Here is a 20,370-nt window from a genome sequence, read left to right as displayed (position 1 = left end):
TTCGATGCCACGCACCTCCGCTGCCCCCCTCTCCACCGCACCGCTCGCGCCGAACGAACCGATCGCCTGCGACCTCTTCTGCACGGTGATCGACAATTTCGGCGACATCGGCGTGTGCTGGCGCGTCGCGCGCCAGCTCGCGCACGAGCACGGCTGGCAGGTTCGCCTGTTCGTCGACGACCTGCGCACGTTCGCGCGCCTGCTGCCGGGGGTCGATCCCGACGCGGGGCGGCAGACGGTCGATGCGATCGTGATCGAGCACTGGCATGCGGAAGTCGGCGACGCGCTGGAGATCGCCGATGTCGTGATCGAGGCGTTCGCATGCGAGCTGCCCGGTGCGTATCTCGCGGCGATGGCGCGCCGGGAACGTCGTCCCGTGTGGATCAACCTCGAATACCTGAGCGCCGAGGACTGGGTCGCCGATTTCCATTTACGGCCATCGCCGCATCCGCGCTACCCGCTGCTGAAGACGTTCTTCTTCCCGGGCCTGTCGGCCGGCACGGGCGGCGTGCCGAAGGAGCACGACCTCGACGCGCGGCGCACGGCCTTCGAAACCGACCCGGCCGCACGTGCCGCGTGGTGGCAGCGCGCGACCGGCGGCGCGCCGCCGGCACCCGGCACGACGGTCGTCAGCCTGTTCGCCTACGAGAATCCGGCCGTCGACGCGCTGCTCGCGCAGTGGCGCGACGGCCCGTCACCGGTCGTCGCGCTGGTGCCGACCGGCCGCGTGTCGCCCGCCGTCGCGCGCTTTTTCGGGGTCGATTCGTTCGGCGCGGGCGCGCATGCGCACAGCGGCAACCTGGTCGCACATGGCCTCGCATTCGTCCCCCAGGCCGACTACGATCCGCTGCTGTGGGTGGCGGACATCAATTTCGTGCGCGGCGAGGATTCGTTCGTCCGTGCGCAGTGGGCGCGCAAGCCGTTCGTGTGGCACATCTATCCGCAGGCCGACGACGTGCACCTGCCGAAGCTCGACGCCGCGCTCGCGCACCTGTCGGCCGGCCTCGCCGACGCGCCGCGCGCGGCGCTCGAGCGGTTCTGGCATGCATGGAACGGCGCCGGCACGCCCGACTGGGCCGATTTGCACCAGCACCGTGCCGCCCTGGACACCAACGCGGCCCGCTGGGCCGACACGCTCGCGGCCGTCGGCGATCTCGCCGGAAAGCTGGCGGAATACGCAAAATCTCAGTTAAAATAAGCGGTTATCCGACGGCTGACCAGGCAAGCGCTCGCTTTTGGCGTCCACCGGAACGCGCCGCTTGCGCCGTCAGCCGTTGCGCAACGCTCAGGCACCTATTTATTTGATTTGATCAGGACAGTTTTTATGAAGACCGCACAGGAACTCCGCGTAGGCAACGTCGTGCAGATCGGCAGCGATGCTTGGGTCATCGCCAAGGCGGAATACAACAAGTCGGGCCGTAATTCCGCCGTCGTCAAGATGAAGATGAAGAACCTGCTGACCAACGCAGGCCAGGAATCGGTCTACAAGGCAGACGACAAGTTCGACGTCGTCGTGCTCGACCGCAAGGAAGTGACGTATTCGTACTTCGCCGACCCGATGTACGTGTTCATGGACGCCGACTACAACCAGTACGAAGTCGAAGCCGAAATGATGGGCGAAGCGCTGAACTACCTCGAAGACGGCATGGCGTGCGAAGTCGTGTTCTACAACGAGAAGGCGATCTCGGTCGACCTGCCGACGGTCCTCGTTCGCGAGATCACCTACACGGAACCGGCCGTCAAGGGCGACACGTCGTCGGGCAAGGTGCTGAAGAACGCCAAGCTCGCAACGGGCTTCGAACTGCAAGTGCCGCTCTTCTGCAACACCGGCGACAAGATCGAAATCGATACGCGTACGAACGAATACCGCAGCCGCGCGTAATCGCCAGCGTTACACGCATCGAACAAAGCGCCCTTCGGGGCGCTTTTTGTTTGCCTGTCGCAAACAGCGACCGAAAACCAGTGCCATATGAAGCACAAAATCCACCGCTAAAGATATTCAATTTGTATCATCGGTAACTGTTTTATAGCGCCGGAGAAATAATGCGCGTTACGCGTTCGGTGGGGCATAAAATCAGTTTTTAATCTGACATGCGGCTGCGGCCCCGTTGGCCGACAGCCCGCCTCTTTTGACTCGACTCGCGTCCACCATGCCACACGCCCTGATTGTCGAAGACGATCCCAACAGTCTGTCCGGCCTCACCGCGCTGCTCGCTGCAGACGGCTTCTCGGTCGACACGGCCACGTCGCTCGCCGAAGCGCGCACGGCGCTCGGCCGCTCGATTCCCGATGTCGTCCTCGTCGACCTGAACCTGCCGGACGGCAGCGGGTTCGACCTGCTCCAGCACCTGCCGCAGCAGCAGCCGAACGGTTCGCTGCCCGTCATCGTGCTGACGGGCAATGCGACGGTCGAGAGCGCAATCGAGGGCCTGCGTCACGGCATCTGGGATTACCTGCTGAAGCCGATCAACATCCCGCGCCTGCGCAGCCTGCTCGCGCGGATTCCCCGTCCGTACGAACTGATCGACGAAGTGCAGTCGCTGCGTGCCTCGCTGCGCCACCTCGGCCGCTTCGGCGCGCTGGTCGGCCGCAGCGACGCGATGCAGCACGTGTACGACATGATCGAGCACAACGCGCGCACCGAAACGGCCGTGCTGTTCTCGGGCGAAGCCGGCACCGGCAAGAAGCTGGCCGCGCGCACGCTGCACGAGCTGAGCCGGCGCCGCAAGGGGCCGTTCGTATCGTTCGACTGCCGCATGATCGCGCAGGCCGGCCGTCACGGCGCATCGCTCGACAGCGTGCTGTTCGGCCATGAGCGCGGCGCGTTCGACGGCGCCGAGCGACGCGAATCGGGCCTGTTCGAACAGGCCGGCGGCGGCACGCTGTTCCTCGACGAGATCACGGCGCTGCCGCTCGTGCTGCAGGAAGCGCTGCTGCATGCGCTCGATTCGCAGAACTTCATGCGGATCGGCGGCACGAGTTCGATCACGAGCGATTTCCGGCTGATCGCGACCACGCGCCGCCCGGCGCGCGAAGCGGTCGCGAACGGCACGCTGCGCGAGGATCTGTGGTTGCGCCTCGATGCGGCGTCGATCACGATGCCGCCGCTGCGCGAGCGTGACGGCGACGCACTCGCGATCGCGGACGCGCAGATCGACGAACTGAACCGCGAAGCGCGCGCAACCGGCCGCAGCATCACCGACAAACGGGCGGCACCGGGCTTCGTGCGCGAATGCCTGTCCTACGAATGGCCCGGCAACGTGCGCGAGTTGCAGGAGCGCGTGCGCTTCGCATACGACGCATCGGGCGACTTCATCGAGACGCTGCGCGCGGGCGAGGCAAGCTTCTCCGCCGGCGCCGCGCTGAATGGCAGCAGCGTGCAGATCAAGGTCGGCACGCCGCTGTCCGACGTCGAGGATCTGCTGATCCGCGCGACGCTCGACGCGGTCGGTGGCACGCGCCACCGTGCTGCGACGCTGCTCGGCATCAGCCCGAAGACGCTGTACAACAAGCTGCAGCGGATGAAGGTGAACTGAGCGAACGGTGGTGAATGCGGGCGCTGATCGGTTCTGACCGTTAGTTGCATCAAAGCTCGCCGCACCGGCCTGCTTGACTGCCGCTGCCGTCCGATTCGCACCTGCCGCAACCCGCAAAAAAGCCGCGCAACAGCGCGGCTTTTTGTTTCAGCGGCCGGAATGACGCACAGCGCGCCATCCCCTTCCCGCTTACGCCAGTGCGCTGCTCAACAGCGCCTGCGCCTGCAGATACTCGGGCTGCGCGATCAGCTTGTCCCACTTGAGCGCCTTGCCGCGCGCGCGCATCCGCTTGATGCGCCGTGTCGACTCGGCCGATGCGTGCGCTTTCAGTCCGTTCAGCACGACCTCGGCCGCATCCGGCTGGTTGCAGACAAGCACCATGTCGCAACCGGCAGCGAGCGCGGCCTCGGCCGCCTGCGTGAGCGTGCCGCCTTCGCGAGCGGCTTCCATCGACAGGTCGTCGCTGAAGATCGCGCCCGTGAAGCCGAGCTGCCCGCGCAGGATGTCCTGCAGCCAGATGCGCGAGAAACCGGCCGGCCGCTTGTCGACCTGCGTGTAGATCACGTGCGCGGGAATCACCGCGGACAGCGACAAGCCGAGCCAGTCGTACGGCGCGACGTCCTGCTTGAGGATCGCGTCGAGCGTGCGATCGTCGGTCGGCAGCGCGACGTGCGAATCGGCTTCCGCGAAACCGTGCCCCGGGAAGTGCTTGCCGCAGTTCGCCATGCCGGCGAGCGACAGCCCGTGGTTCAGGCTCTTCGCGAGCAGCGTGACGACGCGCGGGTCGCGATGGAACGCGCGATCGCCGATCACTTTCGAGTGCCCGTAGTCGAGGTCGAGCACGGGCGTGAAGCTCATGTCGATCCCGCACGCACGCAGCTCGGCGGCCAGGATGTAACCGACGGCGGTCGCGACCTTCGTCGCGAGCAGCACGTCGCGATCCCACAGCTCGCCGAGGCGGCGCATCGCGGGCAGCACCGTGAAGCCGTCGGTGCGGAACCGCTGCACGCGCCCGCCTTCGTGATCGACGGCGATCAGGATGTCTTCGCGCACCGCGCGGATCGAGTCGGTCAGCGCGGTCAGCTGCGCGCGATTCTGGAAGTGCCGCGCGAACAGGATCACGCCGCCGGTATTCGGATGCGCGAGGCGCCGCGCATCGTCGCGCGACAGGGCCGTGCCGACGACGTCGAGCATGACCGGGCCGGGAGTCGTTTTCATCGAATCGGGAATTCCGTCAGGAGGGGGTTCGGGAAACAGGTGCAGGTGCGGCGTCCGTCTCGGCGATCACGAACGACACCGCGTAATCGCGTTCGTCGCTGACCGTCACGCGTGCCGTGATGCCGCGCGCGGCGAGCCAGTCGGCCAGCTCGCCCGACGCGACCACGTACGGCTCGCCGCTCGGGTGGTTGAGGGTCTGCAGTGCACGCCACGTCATCGGCCAGTGCATGCCGAGCCCGATCGCCTTCGAGAACGCTTCCTTCGCGGAAAAGCGCGTCGCGAGAAACGCGATGCCGCGCGCCTCGGAGCGCGCGCGGCGCGCATGAAACACGCGCAGTTCGTCGGGGCCCAGCACCTTCTCGGCAAACCGGCCGCCCGTGCGTTCGAGCACGGCCGCGATGCGGCTCACCTGGGCGATGTCGGTACCGATGCCGTAGATCGCCATGTCAGTACGCGCCGGGGCATCCCAGCGGGGCCGGGTTGCGAACATCGCGCATGCGGAGGCACTTCATCTTCAGCGCGCACCGCCGTGCAACGCGGCAACGCGTGCGGCGACCATGATCGCCTTCATCTCGCGCACCGCGTTGTCCCAACCCGCGAAGATCGCGTGCGCGACGATCGCATGGCCGATGTTCAGCTCGACGATGCCGTCGATCGCAGCAATCTGCTGCACGTTCGTGTAGTGCAGCCCGTGACCCGCGTTGACCTTCAGGCCGAGCTGCGCGCCGGCCTGTACGCCCGCGACGATGCGCTCGTATTCGCGCTGTTGCTCGGCTTCGTCGTGCGCCTCGGCATAACGGCCCGTATGCAGTTCGATCACCGGCGCGCCCGCTTCATGCGCGGCACGGATCTGCGTCTCGTCCGGGTCGATGAACAGCGACACGCGCACGCCGACGTCGGCGAGCTGCTTGCACGCCGCGCGCACGGCCTCGAAGTGGCCCGCGACATCGAGACCGCCTTCGGTCGTCAGTTCTTCACGCTTCTCGGGCACGAGACACGCATCGTGCGGCTGCACTTCGCACGCGATGTCGAGCATCTCGGCCGTCACCGCGCATTCGAGGTTCATGCGCGTCTTCAGCAGCGGGCGCAGCTTGCGCACGTCCGCGTCGACGATGTGGCGGCGATCCTCGCGCAGATGCAGCGTGATCGCGTCCGCACCGGCCTCTTCGGCGGCAAGCGCCGCACGGATCGGATCGGGATAGCTCGTGCCGCGCGCATTGCGCAGCGTCGCGACGTGGTCGATGTTCACGCCGAGGTCGATGGCGGTGGGCGTTGTCAGGAAGAAGCTCATAGGTTTTGCAGGTCGATCAGGATCTGACGCGTGGCAAGCGGCGTACCGCCGAGATAGGTATTCAGCAGGAAGCGCATCAGCGTCTTGCTTTGCGCAACCGTCTGGGCTCGATGGTAATCGTCCTGCTCCATGTCGAGCAACGTCTGTCCGGTGATGACCGGCCAGTGCGACGGCACATCATCGTCCGCATTGCGCACGCCGCGCTCGGGATCGAACACGTAGCGGCGGTCGGGCTCGACCGCACGACGCGCGACCGTACGGTTCAGCGCCATCGCATAACCGGTCTCGCGCAGCAGCACGCGCTCGAACGAGCGCAGCACCTGCACCGCGGGCTCGCCGTGCGCGAGGCGCGTGAGGGTCAACACATAATGATTGAACAGCGGCGGCTGGGGATCCTCGCGCGCGCAGAATTTCACGAGCAGCTCGTTCGCGTAGAAGCCGCACAGCAAGCCGTCGCCGCCGAGCGGCAGCATGCCGCCGACCCACTCGGCACCCGTCAACGTGCGCACCTCGGATTTGCCCGACCAGGACAGCAGCAGCGGCTGGAAGGTCTGCAGGACGCCGCGCAGCGCGGAGTGCGGGCGCTTCGCGCCCTTCGCGACGAGCGCGAGCCGGCCATGATCGCGCGTCAGCACGTCGATGATCAGGCTCGTTTCCCGGTAGGGATAGCTGTGCAGCACGTACGCCGGCTGCTCGGCCACACGAAAATCGGACGTGCGAGACGTCGCACGCCGCGCCTTGCGCGGCGGTTCGGGCGGTGCCGGCAGCGGCGCGTCGTTCGCGCCGGCCGTCACCGCGTCTTCAGTCGACGTCAGCGCGTCATTCGTACCCATAGGCGCGCAGCCCCGCCTCGTTGTCGGCCCAGCCGCTTCTCACCTTCACGAAGGTCTCGAGGTACACGGGGCCGTCGAACAGTTTTTCCATGTCCATCCGCGCTTCGGTGCTGATCTGCTTGAGCTTCTCGCCCTTCTTGCCGATCACCATCGCCTTGTGCGAATCGCGCTCGACGAGGATCGTCGCGAAGATGCGCTTCAGGCGCCCTTCCTCCTCGAACTTGTCGATCACGACGGTGCTCGTGTACGGCAGTTCGTCGCCGGTCCAACGGAACACCTTCTCGCGCAGGATTTCGGCCGCGAGGAAACGCGAGCTGCGGTCGGTCAGCTCGTCCTCGCCGTAGATCGGTGCGCCTTCCGGCAGGTACGGCTTGATCGTTTCCAGCAGGCGCTTGATGTCTTCCGGCCGCTGCGCCGACAGCGGCACGAGCTCGGCGAATTCACGCAGCGCGCTCATCTTCTGCATGAACGGATACAGCGTCGCCTTGTCGTTGACGCGGTCGATCTTGTTCGTGATCAGCAGCGTCGGCATGCCGGGCGGAATCAGGTCGAGCACCTTCTGGTCGTCGGGCCCGAAGCGGCCGGCCTCGATCACGAACAGGATCACGTCGACCGACGTCAGCGTCGACGTGACCGCGCGGTTCAGCGAACGGTTCAGCGCGGTGCTGTGACGGGTCTGAAAGCCCGGCGTGTCGACGAACACGAATTGCGCGTCGTCGAACGTATTGATGCCGGTGATGCGATGGCGGGTCGTCTGCGCCTTGCGCGACGTGATGCTGATCTTCTGGCCGACGAGTTCGTTCATCAACGTCGACTTGCCGACGTTCGGGCGGCCCACGATCGCGATCATGCCGCAACGGAAACCGGTAGGAGCGGGAGTGTTCATATCGTTTGGGAGACAGGTTCGGAAACGGCCGCGCGGTGCGCGGCACGATCGATGGGCAATTCAGTGGTCGGCATCGGCCACGCGCGCCTGCGTGGCGGCGAGGCTCGCGCCGCCCGGCGGCGTTTCGGAGTCGGGCGCCGCGGCATCGCGTGCGCGCGCTGTCGCGCGCGAAGCAGGGTCGGAACCGGCGGACGACTTGTCGGCGGACGCGGAGGCCGGATCGGCTGCATGGCCCGCCGGCTTGTCGGTTGCGCGCGGCGCGCCTTCCGCGGGTTTTTCCGCGACCTTGTCGGGCCGGTCGGCCGGCTTGTCGGCAACCTTGTCGATTGCCGGCTTCGTCGCCCGTTCGCCCTTGTCCATAGCCGTCTCGACATGCGCCGCGCGAATCGCGGCCATCGGCGCCGCGGCCGGCTCCACGCCGGCTCCGGTCGCAGTGGCTGCCGCGGGCGCCGCACCGGCCGCCTTGGCCTCGCGCACCGCCGCACGTTCCTTCCGTTCGGGCGAGCGCAGGTCGAGCGCTTCCTGCACGCCCTTCACGCCCGGCACGATTTCGGGTTCGACATGCTTCGACCCGCGCGCATTCTTCGAGCGCTTCGGCTTCGCGGCCAGCATCGGCGCGGCCGCCATCACCTCGTCGAGTGCCTTCTTCGCCGCGGCCTGCTCGGCTGCACGCCGGCTCGCGCCGGAGCCCGATACCTTCACGTCGAGCTTCGGCACCGTGCATTCGACTTCGAATTGCTGGTTGTGCGCTGCACCATGCGTCGCGACGACCGTGTAGGTCGGCAATGCGATCTTGTGCCCCTGCAGGTACTCCTGCAGCAGCGTCTTCGCGTCCTTGCCGAGCGTGCGCGGATCGATGTGGTCGAGAATCGGGATGTAGAGGCGCTTGATGACCCCTTGGGCGGCTTCGAAGCCGCCATCGAGGAACACGGCCCCGATGATGGCTTCGAACGCGTCCGCGAGGATCGACGGGCGGCGGAAGCCACCGCTGCGCAGTTCGCCCTCGCCCAGCCGCAGTCCGTCCGCGATATTCAGGGCCTGAGCGATTTCGTACAGCGACTGCTGTTTGACGAGATTGGCGCGTACGCGCGACAGGTCGCCTTCGTCCAGCTTGCTGAAACGCTGGAACAAAAGGGCGGCCACCGCGCAATTCAGAACGGAGTCGCCGAGAAACTCGAGCCGTTCGTTATGCGTGGCACTGTGACTGCGATGGGTCAAAGCCTGGCGCAACAATTCCGCATTGCGAAATTCGTAGCGCAGCCGGCTTTCCAACTGGGATAGGGGCATGTGCAGGAGTATAACGCGGGCGCCGGTCGGGCCGAAACGGCGCGGCCGGACGCGAAAAGGCGTGACGAGGCGGTGTTACCGCCGGTTCTTAAAGTAGTTCGGCAATACGCGACACGGCCCGTGCGTCGCGTATTGCGTGTGCATCGAATGCGATCAGTTGAAGGAACCGATGCGCTTCAGATCGCTGAAGTTCATCCAGATGAAGAACGCGCGACCGACGATGTTCTGGTCCGGCACGAAACCCCAGTAGCGGCTGTCCGCGCTGTTGTCGCGGTTGTCGCCCATCATGAAGTAGTGACCGGGCGGCACCTTGCAGATCACGCCGCGGCTGTTGTACGTGCAGTTGTCGCGATACGGATAGTCGTATGCGCCCATCACGAACGGCGGCACGGCGGGGTTGTTGAGGATCGCGTTCTTCTTGTTGCCGATCGTTTCCTCGAACTGCTTCGCGTAGTTCTGGCGCTCGTCGTCGAAGAAGTCGGGCAGCGGCGTTTCGGGCACCGGCTGGCCGTTGATCGTCAGCTGCTTGTCCTGGTACGCGACCGTGTCGCCCGGCAGGCCGATTACGCGCTTGATGTAGTCGACCGACTCGTCCTTCGGATAGCGGAACACGACGACGTCGCCGCGCGACAGCGGGCTGCCCTGCGTGATCTTCGTGTTCGTGACCGGCAGGCGCAGCCCGTATTCGAACTTGTTGACGAGGATGAAGTCGCCGACGAGCAGCGTCGGCACCATCGAGCCCGACGGAATCTTGAACGGCTCGACGACGAACGAACGCACGACGAACACCGCCAGGATCACCGGGAAGAAGCTCGCCGTGTACTCGAGCCACCACGGCTGGCGCAGCTTCTCGTCACGCAGCTTCGAACGCGTTTGCACGGCGTTTTCGTCCGCGAAACGCTTGTCGATACGCGACTGCTGGCGATCGAACTCCTCCATCGCCGAGTCGGCCGCCTTGCGTCGCCGCGGCAGGAACACCAGTTTGTCCAGCACCCACGCTACGCCCGTCACGACGACGAGCACAAAAAGAATCAGCGCAAAATTCATAAAAGGAACAGTCCTGTTATTTGTCTTCGACGCGCAAGATCGCAAGGAACGCTTCCTGCGGGATCTCGACCGAACCCACCTGCTTCATGCGTTTCTTGCCGGCCTTCTGCTTTTCGAGCAGCTTTTTCTTACGCGAGATGTCGCCGCCGTAACACTTCGCCAGCACGTTCTTGCGCAGCGCCTTGATGTTCTCGCGGGCAATGATGTGCGCGCCGATCGTAGCCTGGATCGCCACGTCGTACATCTGGCGCGGAATGATCTCGCGCATCTTCGACGCCACTTCGCGGCCGCGATACTGCGATTGCGACCGGTGGACGATCACCGACAGCGCGTCGACCTTGTCGCCGTTGATCAGCATGTCGACCTTCACGACGTCCGCCGAACGGTATTCCTTGAACTCGTAGTCCATCGACGCGTAGCCGCGCGACACCGACTTCAGGCGATCGAAGAAATCGAGCACGATCTCGGCCATCGGGATTTCGTAGGTCAGCTGCACCTGGCGGCCGTGATACTGCATGTTGATCTGCGAGCCGCGCTTCTGCGTACAAAGCGTGATCACCGAGCCGACGTAATCCTGCGGCATGTAGAGATTCACGGTGACGATCGGCTCGCGGATCTCCTCGATCCTCGGCGGTTCCGGCATCTTCGCGGGATTCTCGACCATCACGATCGAGCCGTCGCTCATCAGGACCTCGTAGACCACGGTCGGTGCCGTGGTAATGAGGTCCATGTCGAATTCGCGTTCGAGGCGCTCCTGCACGATCTCCATATGCAGGAGACCCAGGAAGCCGCACCGGAACCCGAAGCCGAGCGCCTGCGACACTTCCGGCTCGTACTGCAGCGACGCATCGTTGAGCTTCAGCTTCTCGAGCGATTCGCGCAGCGCATCGTACTGGTTCGCTTCCACCGGATAGAGCCCGGCGAACACCTGCGGCTTCACTTCCTTGAAGCCCGGCAGCGCTTCGACCGCCGGCTTGGCCACATGCGTGACGGTATCGCCGACCTTCGCGGCCGTCAGTTCCTTGATGCCGGCGATGATGAAGCCCACCTGCCCGGCCGACAGCGAATCGAGATTGCGCGACTTCGGCGTGAACACGCCGACGTGCTCGACCGGATACTGCGCGCCGGTCGCCATCATCTTGATCTTGTCCTTCGGACGCAGCGTGCCGTTGACGATGCGCACCAGCATCACGACGCCGACGTAGTTGTCGAACCACGAATCGATGATCAGCGCCTGCAGCGGCGCGTCGGGATCGCCCTTCGGCGGCGGCACCTTCGCGATCAGCGCTTCGAGCACGTCTTCGACGCCGAGGCCGGTCTTCGCGCTGCAGCGCGTCGCGTCGGTCGCGTCGATGCCGATCACGTCCTCGATCTCCTCGATCGCGTTCTCGGGGTTCGCGGCCGGCAGGTCGATCTTGTTCAGCACGGGTACGACTTCGACGCCGAGCTCGATCGCCGTGTAGCAGTTCGCGACCGTCTGCGCCTCGACGCCCTGGCTCGCGTCGACGACCAGCAGCGCGCCTTCGCACGCGGACAGCGAACGGCTGACCTCGTACGAGAAGTCGACGTGCCCCGGCGTATCGATCAGGTTCAGGTTGTAGACCTTGCCGTCGCGCGCACGGTACGACAGCGCAGCGGTCTGCGCCTTGATCGTGATGCCGCGCTCACGCTCGATATCCATCGAGTCGAGCACTTGCGCTTCCATTTCACGGTCGGCGAGGCCACCGCAGACCTGGATGATGCGATCCGCGAGCGTCGACTTGCCATGGTCGATGTGCGCGATGATCGAGAAATTGCGAATATGATCCATTCAGTGCCGATCAAGCGAAAAAGGCGCGCTCGACGACTGCGGAGCACGCCTTGTGTAAGTCGGTGAAAAAACAGCTTATTTTAGCCGAAAAGGCCTTCGCCGGGCGGTATTTCGGACGCCGGGCCGCGCGGCGGCCCTGTCGGGGGCATTCATCGGGCAAGGCCCCGGGGAAAGCGACACTCGCGGCAGGTCTGGCTCAGCGCCGGGCCGCGAGCGCGTCGCGCACCTTCGTGTCGTCGAACCGGTGGCGGCACACTTCCGTGCCATCCAGCAGCAACACGGGCACGTCTTCATCGTAGCGCGCGACGAGCGCCGCATCGGCGTCGATGTCGACATAGTCGACCCTGACACCGAATTCGGCCGCCACCGGCGCCAGTGCGTCGCGCATGTCGTCGCACAGGTGGCACCAGCCGCGGCCGTAGAGCGTGAACATCGGCGCGTTACTTCTGGCGCGGCCGCACGGGCACGAACTGCGTGTTGTCGCCGCGCCGCACGAGTACCGCGACCGCCTTCTGCGGATCGAGCTGCGCGGTCACTTCGGCGAACTGCTTCGCGCTCGTGATGTCGGTGTCGCCGACGCGCAGCACGATGTCGCCGCGCTGCAGCCCCGCACGGGCGGCCGGGCCGTCGACGCCGTCGACCTGCACGCCGTTCTTCAGCTTCAGCGACTTCATCTGATCCGCCGAAATGTCGCTGACCGTCAGACCGAGTGCATTGGTCTGGCGCGGCTTCTGCGGCGCGTTCTTGCGCTGCTCCGCCTTCGCCGTCGTCTCGGCCGGCGTCTCCGCGATCGTGATCGGCAGATCGCGCGCCTGACCCTTGCGCCATACGCTGACCGTCGCCTTCGCGCCGGGCTTCGTATCGCCGACCATGCGCGGCAGGTCCGACGCCGTGTCGACCGGCCGGCCGTTGAACTTCAGGATGATATCGCCCGGCTGGATGCCCGCCTTGTCGGCCGGGCCACCCGGCTCGACGCTGCTGACGAGCGCGCCCTCGGCCTTCGGCAGCCCGATCGAGTCGGCCACGTCCTTCGTCACCTCGCCGATCGCCACCGCGATCCGGCCGCGCGTGACCTTGCCCGTCGCCTTCAGCTGGTCGGCCACGCGCATCGCCTCGTCGATCGGAATCGCGAACGAGATACCCATGAAGCCGCCGGTCCGGCTGTAGATCTGCGAGTTGATGCCGATCACCTCGCCCTGCATGTTGATCAGCGGGCCGCCCGAGTTGCCGGGGTTCACGGCCACATCGGTCTGGATGAACGGCAGGTAATCGCCGGTGTTGCGGCTCTTCGAGCTGACGATGCCGGCCGTCACCGTGTTGTCGAGACCGAACGGCGAACCGATCGCGACGACCCATTCGCCGACGCGCACCTTGTTCGAGTCGCCGATCGCGACGACCGGCAGGTTCGACGCCTGGATCTTGACGACCGCGACGTCCGTGCGATCGTCGACGCCGATCAGCTTCGCCTTGAATTCGCGCTTGTCGGTCAACGTCACGTAGATGGTGTCCGCATCGTCGACGACGTGCGCATTGGTCATCACGTAACCGTCGGCCGATACGATGAAGCCCGAGCCGACGCCGCGATTCTGTTCGGTGTCGGGCGGATTGTCCGGCGCCGGCGCGTTCTTCGGGTTGCCGCTGCCATTGCCGCTACCGCTGCCGGGCGCCTGCGGCAGCGGAATGCCGAAGAAGCGCCGGAAGAATTCCGACATGTCGCCGTTGTCGAAGCCCGGCGGGAGCATCCCGCGCGGGCCGTTGCTCGTCGGCACGTTGGCGGTGGTCCGGATGTTCACGACGGCCGGCCCGACCTTTTCGACCAGATCGGCGAAATCGGGCAGGCTCGCGGCGGGAGGCGTCACCGCGACAGCGGTATGCGGCACGAGCGGCAGGCAGGCAGACAGCGCCGCCGCCGCGAGCCATTTGCGCAGCGTGAGTTTCATCATGTCGGAAGCCGTAGCGTTACTTGGAAGCCTTGTATTCTATGGCAGACGCGAACTGCTGCAACGTAGCCGGCGGCACTTCGCCGAGCACGGTGATCCAGTAGTCGCCGCGACGCTTCACGAGCACGTGCGTCGCACCGGTGCTGCCCGCGCCTTCCTTGCGCGTATTCTTTTCGGCCGGCTCGATGAACACCGAGATCGTCGCGAGACCGTCGGTGAAGACGGCCTGGTCGACCGGGATCGGCGGATCGCCCGCGTCACGCGCGGCCATCGGCCGGCGCACTTCGCGAATCTTCTGGAAGCCGGCGACGCTCGGCGCGAGCTGCCAGCCCTGCGCTTCCATGTCGACCGTCGCAACCGGCGGGCGCACGACCGTCCAGCCGCTCAGGTTGCGCATGCCGGCCGCGATCGCGGCCTTGTCGCCGCTTGCGCCGCCCGTCTGCAATTGCGAGAACGCAATCTGCTCGAGCACGTGATCGTTCGCATCGAGCGTCTGCGATCGCAGCAGCAGCCCGGTGCGCGCGTCGGCCCACAGCTTGTACGTAAAGCGGTATGCATCCTTCGGCACGAGCTCGACGACCTGCGCGTCGATCCCGGCCACGCGGTCCTTGCCGAGCGACTTCGCGTCGTAGACGGACATTACATGATCGCCGCTCGCGCCGAGCAACGCGGGGAACGAATCGCGCGTCTGACGGCGCTCGACCACGCACAGCTTGCGCTCCGGCACGAACGTGTACAGCTCGTCGTTATGCCGCAGCAGCTTGCGCGGCTTGCCGTCGAGCGTCTCGATCCGCTCGAACTCGCCGTCGCGGGACGCGACATGCGCGATGCGCGACGACTGGACATACCCGCCGCGCTGATAGACGAACGTGCCTTCGTAGCTCTGCTGCTGTGCCGCCTGCTGGACACGGTCGAGCCAGTCCGCGGCGCCCTTGCGGGTCGCGACGGGATCGTCCGGTTGCTGGGCGCTGGCAGGGAGGGATTGAACGGACAACAGGGCGGCTGCACAAAGCAGGAGGGCCGGCAGCCGCTTCCATCCGGAGATGGCGTGATTCAACTGCAATGTCCGCATCGGGTTTATTGGCCTGGCGTGGTGGTCACGGCAGCGCGGATCAGCGGCATCGAACCCGTGACGACGGGCTGCTGCGCGAATTGCTGGTGCGCTTCAAGGTATTGGTCGAGACTGGCGTCGCGAATGATGTTGACGTCCTGCAGCCCCGGCTGGGCCGATGCCTGCGCAACCGTCACGCGCTGCAGGTCGCCGCCTTGCGGCGCACCGACCGATGCGACCTGGACGGCGCCCGGCGTGCCGGCCGTCTGCATTTGCGGGACGACGATCCACGTCAGCGTGGCCGCCGCGGCGGCTACCGCGAACGCGGGCACGACGCGCCGGCGCAGCGACAGCAGCTTGCGCGCGACCGGCGCGGCCGCCGGCGCGAGCAGGTGCGGCTCGCTTGCGAGTGCAGCCGACATGCGCGCGGTGAACGCGACGCTCAGCGCGGGCGACAGCGCAAGCTCGTCCGAGCGCAGCGCATCGCCAATCAGGTGGTAATCGGCCCACGCAGCGCGATCCGCGCCGTTGAGCTCAGCCAGAAACTGCCCGTGATCCGGGCCATCGAACATTTCGCCGTCGACCAGCGCGGAAAGGCGCTCGCCGCGCGAGCACGCTTGCGACTGCGTATTGACCGACCCCATGATGCTCCCCATCTTGCACACCCCGTCGTGACTTCACGACTCTATCCGTAACTAGACCCCGACCCGCGTCGATTCGCCTGTCGCGCTTACCAGCGCTTGCCTTCGGGCGTATCGAGCAGCGGACGCAATTTAGCAGCGATTGCCTCGCGTGCGCGGAAGATCCGCGACCGGACCGTCCCGATCGGACAGCCCATCATTTCCGCGATCTCTTCGTAGCTCAAGCCCTCGATCTCGCGCAGCGTGATTGCCTGGCGCAGTTCTTCGGGCAGGAGAGCCATTGCAGCGTTGACCGTCTCGGCAATCTGCTTGCTCATCAACATCGATTCAGGCGTGTTGATATCCCTTAGTTGGTCTGCGTCGGAGAAAGTTTCCGCTTCCTCCGCATCGGCCTCGGTCGAGGTCGGCGCCCGGCGGCCTTGCGTCGCAAGGTAGTTCTTCGCCGTGTTGACGGCAATCCGGTACAACCACGTATAGAACGCGGATTCGCCGCGAAATTGCGGCAGCGCACGATACGCCTTGATGAACGCGTCCTGGGCCACATCCTCGACCTCGGCGGGATCCCGCACGAGGCGCGAGATCAGCCGAATGATCTTGCGGTGGTATTTGGAGACCAGGAGTTCGAACGCTGCCTTGTCGCCCTTCTGTACGCGTTCGACCAGAGCCTGATCGATTTCTTTTTCACTCACCTGACAAATCCATTAACTAGGGATGCAACGCGGAGCGTCATTGTAACGTTCCCGCGCCGGACGCTGGTTACGGTACGTAACCGCGCCGCCGTCATGCCCGCCCCGCCGTCCTCGCCAGCACGGCAAGCGCGCTGAACGACGCGGCGTCGAGCGCATCGGCCGGAATCAGCAGCGGCCGGGCCCGCCGGGCGCCCTGCCCGACCGACAGCACCAGCAGCAGGCTGCTCCAGTGCGCATGGCCCGTCACGCGGCCGCGGGCGAGCAGCCGCCCGGTGCGACCAAACGCCGCAATTTCCCCGAATGCGTCGATCCGCAATTCGGCCGGCAGCCGACGGGCGCAGGCCCGCGCGGCACACACGGCCAGCAGCGCGGCCGTCGCAGCCGACACGCCTGCGCCTGCCGCAGCGCCCGCGCGCGGCGCCCAGAACAGGTAAGCCGACGCGGCAGCCGCCGCAACGAACGCGGCCAGCACGAGATACGACACGGCCGAGGCCCGCAACGCAAAGCGCTGCGGACGCCCGGCCGGAGCATCGAATGGACTCGTCAAGCGATTCTGCGTCAGACGCGCTTGAATACCAGCGTGCCGTTGGTACCGCCGAAGCCGAAGTTGTTCTTCACGGCGACGTCGATCTTCATGTCACGTGCGGTGTTCGCGCAGTAGTCGAGATCGCACTCGGGGTCCTGGTTGAAGATGTTGATGGTCGGCGGCGACACGTTGTTGTGCAGCGCCAGCACCGTGAACACCGATTCGAGGCCGCCCGCGCCGCCCAGCAGGTGGCCCGTCATCGACTTCGTCGAGTTCACGACGAGCTTGTACGCGTGCTCGCCGAAGGCCGCCTTCACCGCGTCGGACTCGTTCTTGTCGCCCAGCGGCGTCGACGTGCCGTGCGCGTTCAGGTAGTGGACCTCATCCGCGTTCACGCCGGCGTCGCGCAGCGCCGCGACCATGCAGCGGCGCGGGCCGTCCATGTTCGGCGCGGTCATGTGGTACGCGTCGCCCGTCATGCCGAAGCCCGAGACTTCCGCGTAGATCTTCGCACCGCGTGCCTTCGCCGACTCGTACTCTTCGAGCACCATCACGCCTGCGCCCTCGCCCAGCACGAAGCCGTCGCGGTCCTTGTCCCACGGACGGGACGCGGTAGCCGGATCGTCGTTGCGGGTCGACAGCGCACGTGCTGCCGCGAAACCGCCGATGCCGAGCGGCGACACCGTCGATTCGGCGCCGCCCGCGACCATCACGTCGGCGTCGCCGGCCTGGATCAGGCGCGCCGCGAGGCCGATGCTGTGCAGGCCGGTCGTGCAGGCCGTCACGGCCGCGAGGTTCGGGCCCTTCAGGCCGAACATGATGCTCAGGTGGCCCGAGATCATGTTGATGATCGAACCCGGCACGAAGAACGGCGAAATCCGGCGCGCGCCGCGATCGACGTAGGTCTGGTGCGTATCTTCGATCATCGGCAGGCCGCCGATGCCGGAACCGACCAGCACGCCGATGCGTTCGGCATTGGCTTCGTTCACTTCCAGCCCGCTGTCCTTGATGGCCTGGACGCCGGCGGCGATGCCGTAATGGATGAACGTATCCATGCTGCGGGCTTCCTTCGCCGGGATGTACTCCTCGGCGTTGAACCCCTTCACCTCGCCCGCGAAATGCACGGCGAGGTTCGACGGATCGAACTTCGTGACGGTGGCGATACCGGACTTGCCGGCGACGAGATTGGCCCAGCCGTCGGCAACACTATTGCCAACAGGCGAAATAAGCCCCAGGCCTGTAACGACAACACGACGGCGGCTCACGGTAACCTCTTTTCCATTATTGGATGACAAAAACAAAAGCCACAGTGGCCACAGGAACCAGCCCTGCGAGCCCTGTGGCTGTTAGTCCGTCCGGCGCGAAGCCGGCAGGATGGCGCGTCAATCGCGAAGATCGCGGCGACGTGGCGAACAAGCGCGAAAGGCGCTTACGCCTTGACGTTTGCGCGAGCGTAGTCGATCGCTTGCTGAACGGTCGTGATCTTCTCTGCTTCTTCGTCCGGGATTTCCATGCCGAACTCGTCTTCGAGAGCCATCACCAGTTCGACCGTGTCGAGCGAGTCGGCACCCAGATCGTTCACGAACGAAGCTTCGTTCTTGATCTCGGCTTCCGCGACGCCCAGTTGTTCAGCGACGATCTTCTTGACACGTTGTTCGATGTTGTCCATTACCCCTCCGAGGGAAAGTTCAGATTTACAAGTGCGCGCATTTTATCAGGTTTGCTGACGCCAAAACGCGCGTTGGCTTGATGGTCGATCAAGCGCCGATCCGCCTGAAAAACGGGATACGGCGCGGATGGTAAACGAAAATCGTTACGACATGTACATGCCGCCGTTCACGTGCAGCGTCGTGCCGGTGATATAACCGGCTTGCGGCGAGGCGAGGAACGTGACGGCATGGGCGATGTCTTCCGGGCTGCCGAGGCGGCCGAGCGGAATCTGGGTCTTGAGCGCGGCCTGCTGTTCTTCCGGCAGCGTCTTCGTCATGTCGGTGTCGATGAAGCCCGGCGCGACGCAGTTCACGGTGATGCCGCGGCTGCCGATCTCGCGCGCAAGCGCGCGGGTCATGCCTGCGACGCCGGCCTTCGCCGCCGCGTAGTTGACCTGGCCCGGGTTGCCGGCCGAACCGACCACCGACGTGATGTTGATGATGCGGCCGCCGCGCGCCTTCATCATCGGGCGCAGCACCGCGCGCGACAGGCGGAACACCGACTTCAGGTTGGTGTCGATCACCGCGTCCCAGTCCTCGTCCTTCATCCGCATCGCGAGCTGGTCCTGCGTGATGCCCGCGTTGTTGACGAGCACGTTCAGCGCGCCGAATTCCTTCACGGTCGCATCGATCAGCGCCTCGGCGGCTGCCGCGTCGTTCACGTTCAGCACGGCGCCACGGCCCGTGACGCCCGCTTCCGCGAACGCCGCGGTGATCGCGGCGGCGCCCGATTCGCTCGTTGCCGTGCCGATCACCGTCGCGCCCTGGCGCGCGAGTTCGAGCGCGATCGACCGGCCGATGCCGCGCGACGCGCCGGTTACGATCGCAACCTGTTTATCGAGAGTCTTTTCCATGAATCGAATATCCGTCTCTTGAGTAAAGGCGCCGCGTCAGGCGGTCACCAGCTTGAGCGCGTCGTCGAGCGAAGCCGGATCGAACACCGACGCACCCGTCAGGTTGCCGTCGATGCGTTTCGTCAGGCCTGCGAGCACCTTGCCCGGACCGCATTCGATCACGTGCGTGACGCCCGTGCCGGCGATGTGCTGCACGCACTCGACCCAGCGCACCGGGCCCGCGGCCTGGCGCACCAGCGCATCCTTGATCGCGGCCGGATCGCTGACCACGGCGACGTCGATGTTGTTGACGACCGGAATCTGCGGCGCCTTGACGTCGACGTTCGCGAGATAGTCGCGCAGTTGATCCGATGCCGGCTTGAGCAGCGACGAATGGAACGGCGCCGACACCGGCAGCGGCAGCGCGCGCTTCGCGCCCTTCGCCTTCGCGATCTCGCACGCCTTTTCGACCGCGGCCTTGTTGCCTGCGATCACGACCTGCGCGGGCGCATTGAAGTTCACGGCTTCGACGACGCCCGCTTCCGCGGCTTCGGCGCACACCGCGCGCACCGTGTCGTCGTCGAGGCCCAGGATCGCGGCCATGCCGCCCTGGCCGACCGGCACGGCCGTCTGCATCGCCTGCGCGCGAAAACGCACGAGCGGCACCGCGTCCTTGAACGCGAGCGCGCCGGCCGCGACGAGCGCCGTGTATTCACCGAGGCTGTGGCCGGCGACGATCGACGGCACCGGGCCGCCTGCCTGCTGCCACGCGCGGTAGCACGCGTACGCGGCGGTCAGCATCACGGGCTGCGTGTTGGTGGTGAGATTCAGCTCTTCGGCCGGGCCTTCGGCGATCAGCTTGCCGAGGTCCTGATTGAGTGCATCGGACGCTTCCTGGAGCGTCTCGCGCACCACGGCCAGATCGGCGAATGCGTTGAGCATGCCGACCGCCTGCGAGCCCTGCCCCGGAAAAACGAATGCAAATTTCATATCGTCCCCAATTGAATCGATTCGAACGGCGCGCACGAACGGCGCGCCGGTGGGATCCGCGCGCAGCAGTCGCGCGCCGCGGA

The 20,370-nt window shown here is 65.9% G+C and carries 21 protein-coding genes; 3 read left to right on the top strand and 18 right to left on the bottom strand.

Annotation, left to right across the window (positions count from 1 at the left end; all coding sequences use genetic code 11):
- The first annotated feature begins 4 nt into the window (after window positions 1–4).
- From earP to ACN22W_RS05770, 3 genes are all read left to right on the top strand, one after another.
- A complete protein-coding gene (earP, locus tag ACN22W_RS05780) occupies window positions 5–1,198 on the top strand; it encodes an elongation factor P maturation arginine rhamnosyltransferase EarP (protein ID WP_419686711.1) in 1,194 nt (397 codons plus the stop codon).
- Window positions 1,199–1,324: 126 nt separating this feature from the next.
- Window positions 1,325–1,882: an elongation factor P gene (efp, locus tag ACN22W_RS05775; protein WP_047900193.1), complete on the top strand. Its 558-nt coding sequence runs from the start codon at window positions 1,325–1,327 to the stop codon at window positions 1,880–1,882.
- 268 nt (window positions 1,883–2,150) lie between these two features.
- Entirely contained in the window at window positions 2,151–3,536 is a 1,386-nt protein-coding gene (locus tag ACN22W_RS05770) for a sigma-54-dependent transcriptional regulator (protein WP_129514074.1), read from the top strand.
- A 189-nt stretch (window positions 3,537–3,725) separates the two neighbouring features.
- On the opposite strand, the gene nagZ is transcribed toward ACN22W_RS05770, so the two are convergent.
- The 18 genes from nagZ to fabD all read right to left on the bottom strand — a co-directional run bounded on the left by nagZ (window position 3,726) and on the right by fabD (window position 20,287).
- Window positions 3,726–4,754: a beta-N-acetylhexosaminidase gene (gene nagZ, locus ACN22W_RS05765; RefSeq protein WP_419686709.1), complete on the bottom strand. Its 1,029-nt coding sequence runs from the start codon at window positions 4,752–4,754 to the stop codon at window positions 3,726–3,728.
- A gap of 16 nt (window positions 4,755–4,770) precedes the next feature.
- Complete coding sequence (gene acpS, locus ACN22W_RS05760; RefSeq protein ID WP_048249532.1) at window positions 4,771–5,199, bottom strand: holo-ACP synthase; 429 nt, start codon at window positions 5,197–5,199, stop codon at window positions 4,771–4,773.
- A 69-nt stretch (window positions 5,200–5,268) separates the two neighbouring features.
- Window positions 5,269–6,045: a pyridoxine 5'-phosphate synthase gene (pdxJ, locus tag ACN22W_RS05755; protein WP_129514071.1), complete on the bottom strand. Its 777-nt coding sequence runs from the start codon at window positions 6,043–6,045 to the stop codon at window positions 5,269–5,271.
- The gene (gene recO / locus ACN22W_RS05750; RefSeq protein ID WP_048249535.1) at window positions 6,042–6,878 is read right to left on the bottom strand and encodes a DNA repair protein RecO; all 837 of its coding nucleotides are present in this window, start codon (window positions 6,876–6,878) and stop codon (window positions 6,042–6,044) included. The genes pdxJ and recO overlap by 4 nt, the downstream gene beginning before the upstream one ends.
- Entirely contained in the window at window positions 6,865–7,764 is a 900-nt protein-coding gene (gene era / locus ACN22W_RS05745) for a GTPase Era (RefSeq protein ID WP_129514070.1), read from the bottom strand. Before era ends, recO begins: the two co-directional genes overlap by 14 nt.
- 60 nt (window positions 7,765–7,824) lie before the next feature.
- Window positions 7,825–9,051 carry a ribonuclease III gene (gene rnc, locus ACN22W_RS05740; RefSeq protein WP_419686707.1) on the bottom strand — a complete coding sequence of 409 codons (1,227 nt, stop codon included), beginning with the start codon at window positions 9,049–9,051 and terminating at the stop codon, window positions 7,825–7,827.
- Window positions 9,052–9,204: 153 nt separating this feature from the next.
- A complete protein-coding gene (gene lepB / locus ACN22W_RS05735; protein ID WP_419686705.1) occupies window positions 9,205–10,098 on the bottom strand; it encodes a signal peptidase I in 894 nt (297 codons plus the stop codon).
- Between the two features lie 16 nt (window positions 10,099–10,114).
- Window positions 10,115–11,908 carry a translation elongation factor 4 gene (gene lepA, locus ACN22W_RS05730; RefSeq protein WP_412022220.1) on the bottom strand — a complete coding sequence of 598 codons (1,794 nt, stop codon included), beginning with the start codon at window positions 11,906–11,908 and terminating at the stop codon, window positions 10,115–10,117.
- A gap of 196 nt (window positions 11,909–12,104) precedes the next feature.
- Window positions 12,105–12,341, bottom strand: coding sequence for a glutaredoxin family protein (locus tag ACN22W_RS05725; protein WP_193097916.1), 237 nt, complete (start codon window positions 12,339–12,341; stop codon window positions 12,105–12,107).
- Between the two features lie 7 nt (window positions 12,342–12,348).
- A complete protein-coding gene (locus ACN22W_RS05720; protein ID WP_419686703.1) occupies window positions 12,349–13,851 on the bottom strand; it encodes a DegQ family serine endoprotease in 1,503 nt (500 codons plus the stop codon).
- A gap of 16 nt (window positions 13,852–13,867) precedes the next feature.
- Window positions 13,868–14,920 (bottom strand): MucB/RseB C-terminal domain-containing protein, encoded by a 1,053-nt coding sequence (locus ACN22W_RS05715; RefSeq protein WP_174381896.1) that lies wholly within the window; start codon window positions 14,918–14,920, stop codon window positions 13,868–13,870.
- Between the two features lie 5 nt (window positions 14,921–14,925).
- On the bottom strand, window positions 14,926–15,543 hold the full coding sequence (locus tag ACN22W_RS05710) for a sigma-E factor negative regulatory protein (RefSeq protein ID WP_129514750.1): 618 nt from the start codon (window positions 15,541–15,543) through the stop codon (window positions 14,926–14,928).
- Between the two features lie 86 nt (window positions 15,544–15,629).
- Window positions 15,630–16,229, bottom strand: a complete 600-nt coding sequence (gene rpoE, locus ACN22W_RS05705; RefSeq protein WP_006490873.1) for an RNA polymerase sigma factor RpoE — start codon at window positions 16,227–16,229, stop codon at window positions 15,630–15,632.
- Between the two features lie 91 nt (window positions 16,230–16,320).
- The gene (locus ACN22W_RS05700) at window positions 16,321–16,776 is read right to left on the bottom strand and encodes a hypothetical protein (protein WP_129514064.1); all 456 of its coding nucleotides are present in this window, start codon (window positions 16,774–16,776) and stop codon (window positions 16,321–16,323) included.
- Window positions 16,777–16,787: 11 nt separating this feature from the next.
- On the bottom strand, window positions 16,788–18,020 hold the full coding sequence (fabF, locus tag ACN22W_RS05695) for a beta-ketoacyl-ACP synthase II (protein ID WP_129514063.1): 1,233 nt from the start codon (window positions 18,018–18,020) through the stop codon (window positions 16,788–16,790).
- A 164-nt stretch (window positions 18,021–18,184) separates the two neighbouring features.
- The gene (acpP, locus tag ACN22W_RS05690; protein WP_004197638.1) at window positions 18,185–18,424 is read right to left on the bottom strand and encodes an acyl carrier protein; all 240 of its coding nucleotides are present in this window, start codon (window positions 18,422–18,424) and stop codon (window positions 18,185–18,187) included.
- Window positions 18,425–18,568: 144 nt separating this feature from the next.
- Entirely contained in the window at window positions 18,569–19,318 is a 750-nt protein-coding gene (gene fabG, locus ACN22W_RS05685; protein WP_129514062.1) for a 3-oxoacyl-ACP reductase FabG, read from the bottom strand.
- A gap of 36 nt (window positions 19,319–19,354) precedes the next feature.
- Complete coding sequence (gene fabD, locus ACN22W_RS05680; protein WP_193097912.1) at window positions 19,355–20,287, bottom strand: ACP S-malonyltransferase; 933 nt, start codon at window positions 20,285–20,287, stop codon at window positions 19,355–19,357.
- Window positions 20,288–20,370 lie beyond the last annotated feature (83 nt).

Source organism: Burkholderia theae, from assembly GCF_048565265.1.
GTDB lineage: Bacteria > Pseudomonadota > Gammaproteobacteria > Burkholderiales > Burkholderiaceae > Burkholderia > Burkholderia theae.
This window is presented reverse-complemented; position numbering and strand designations above follow the sequence as displayed.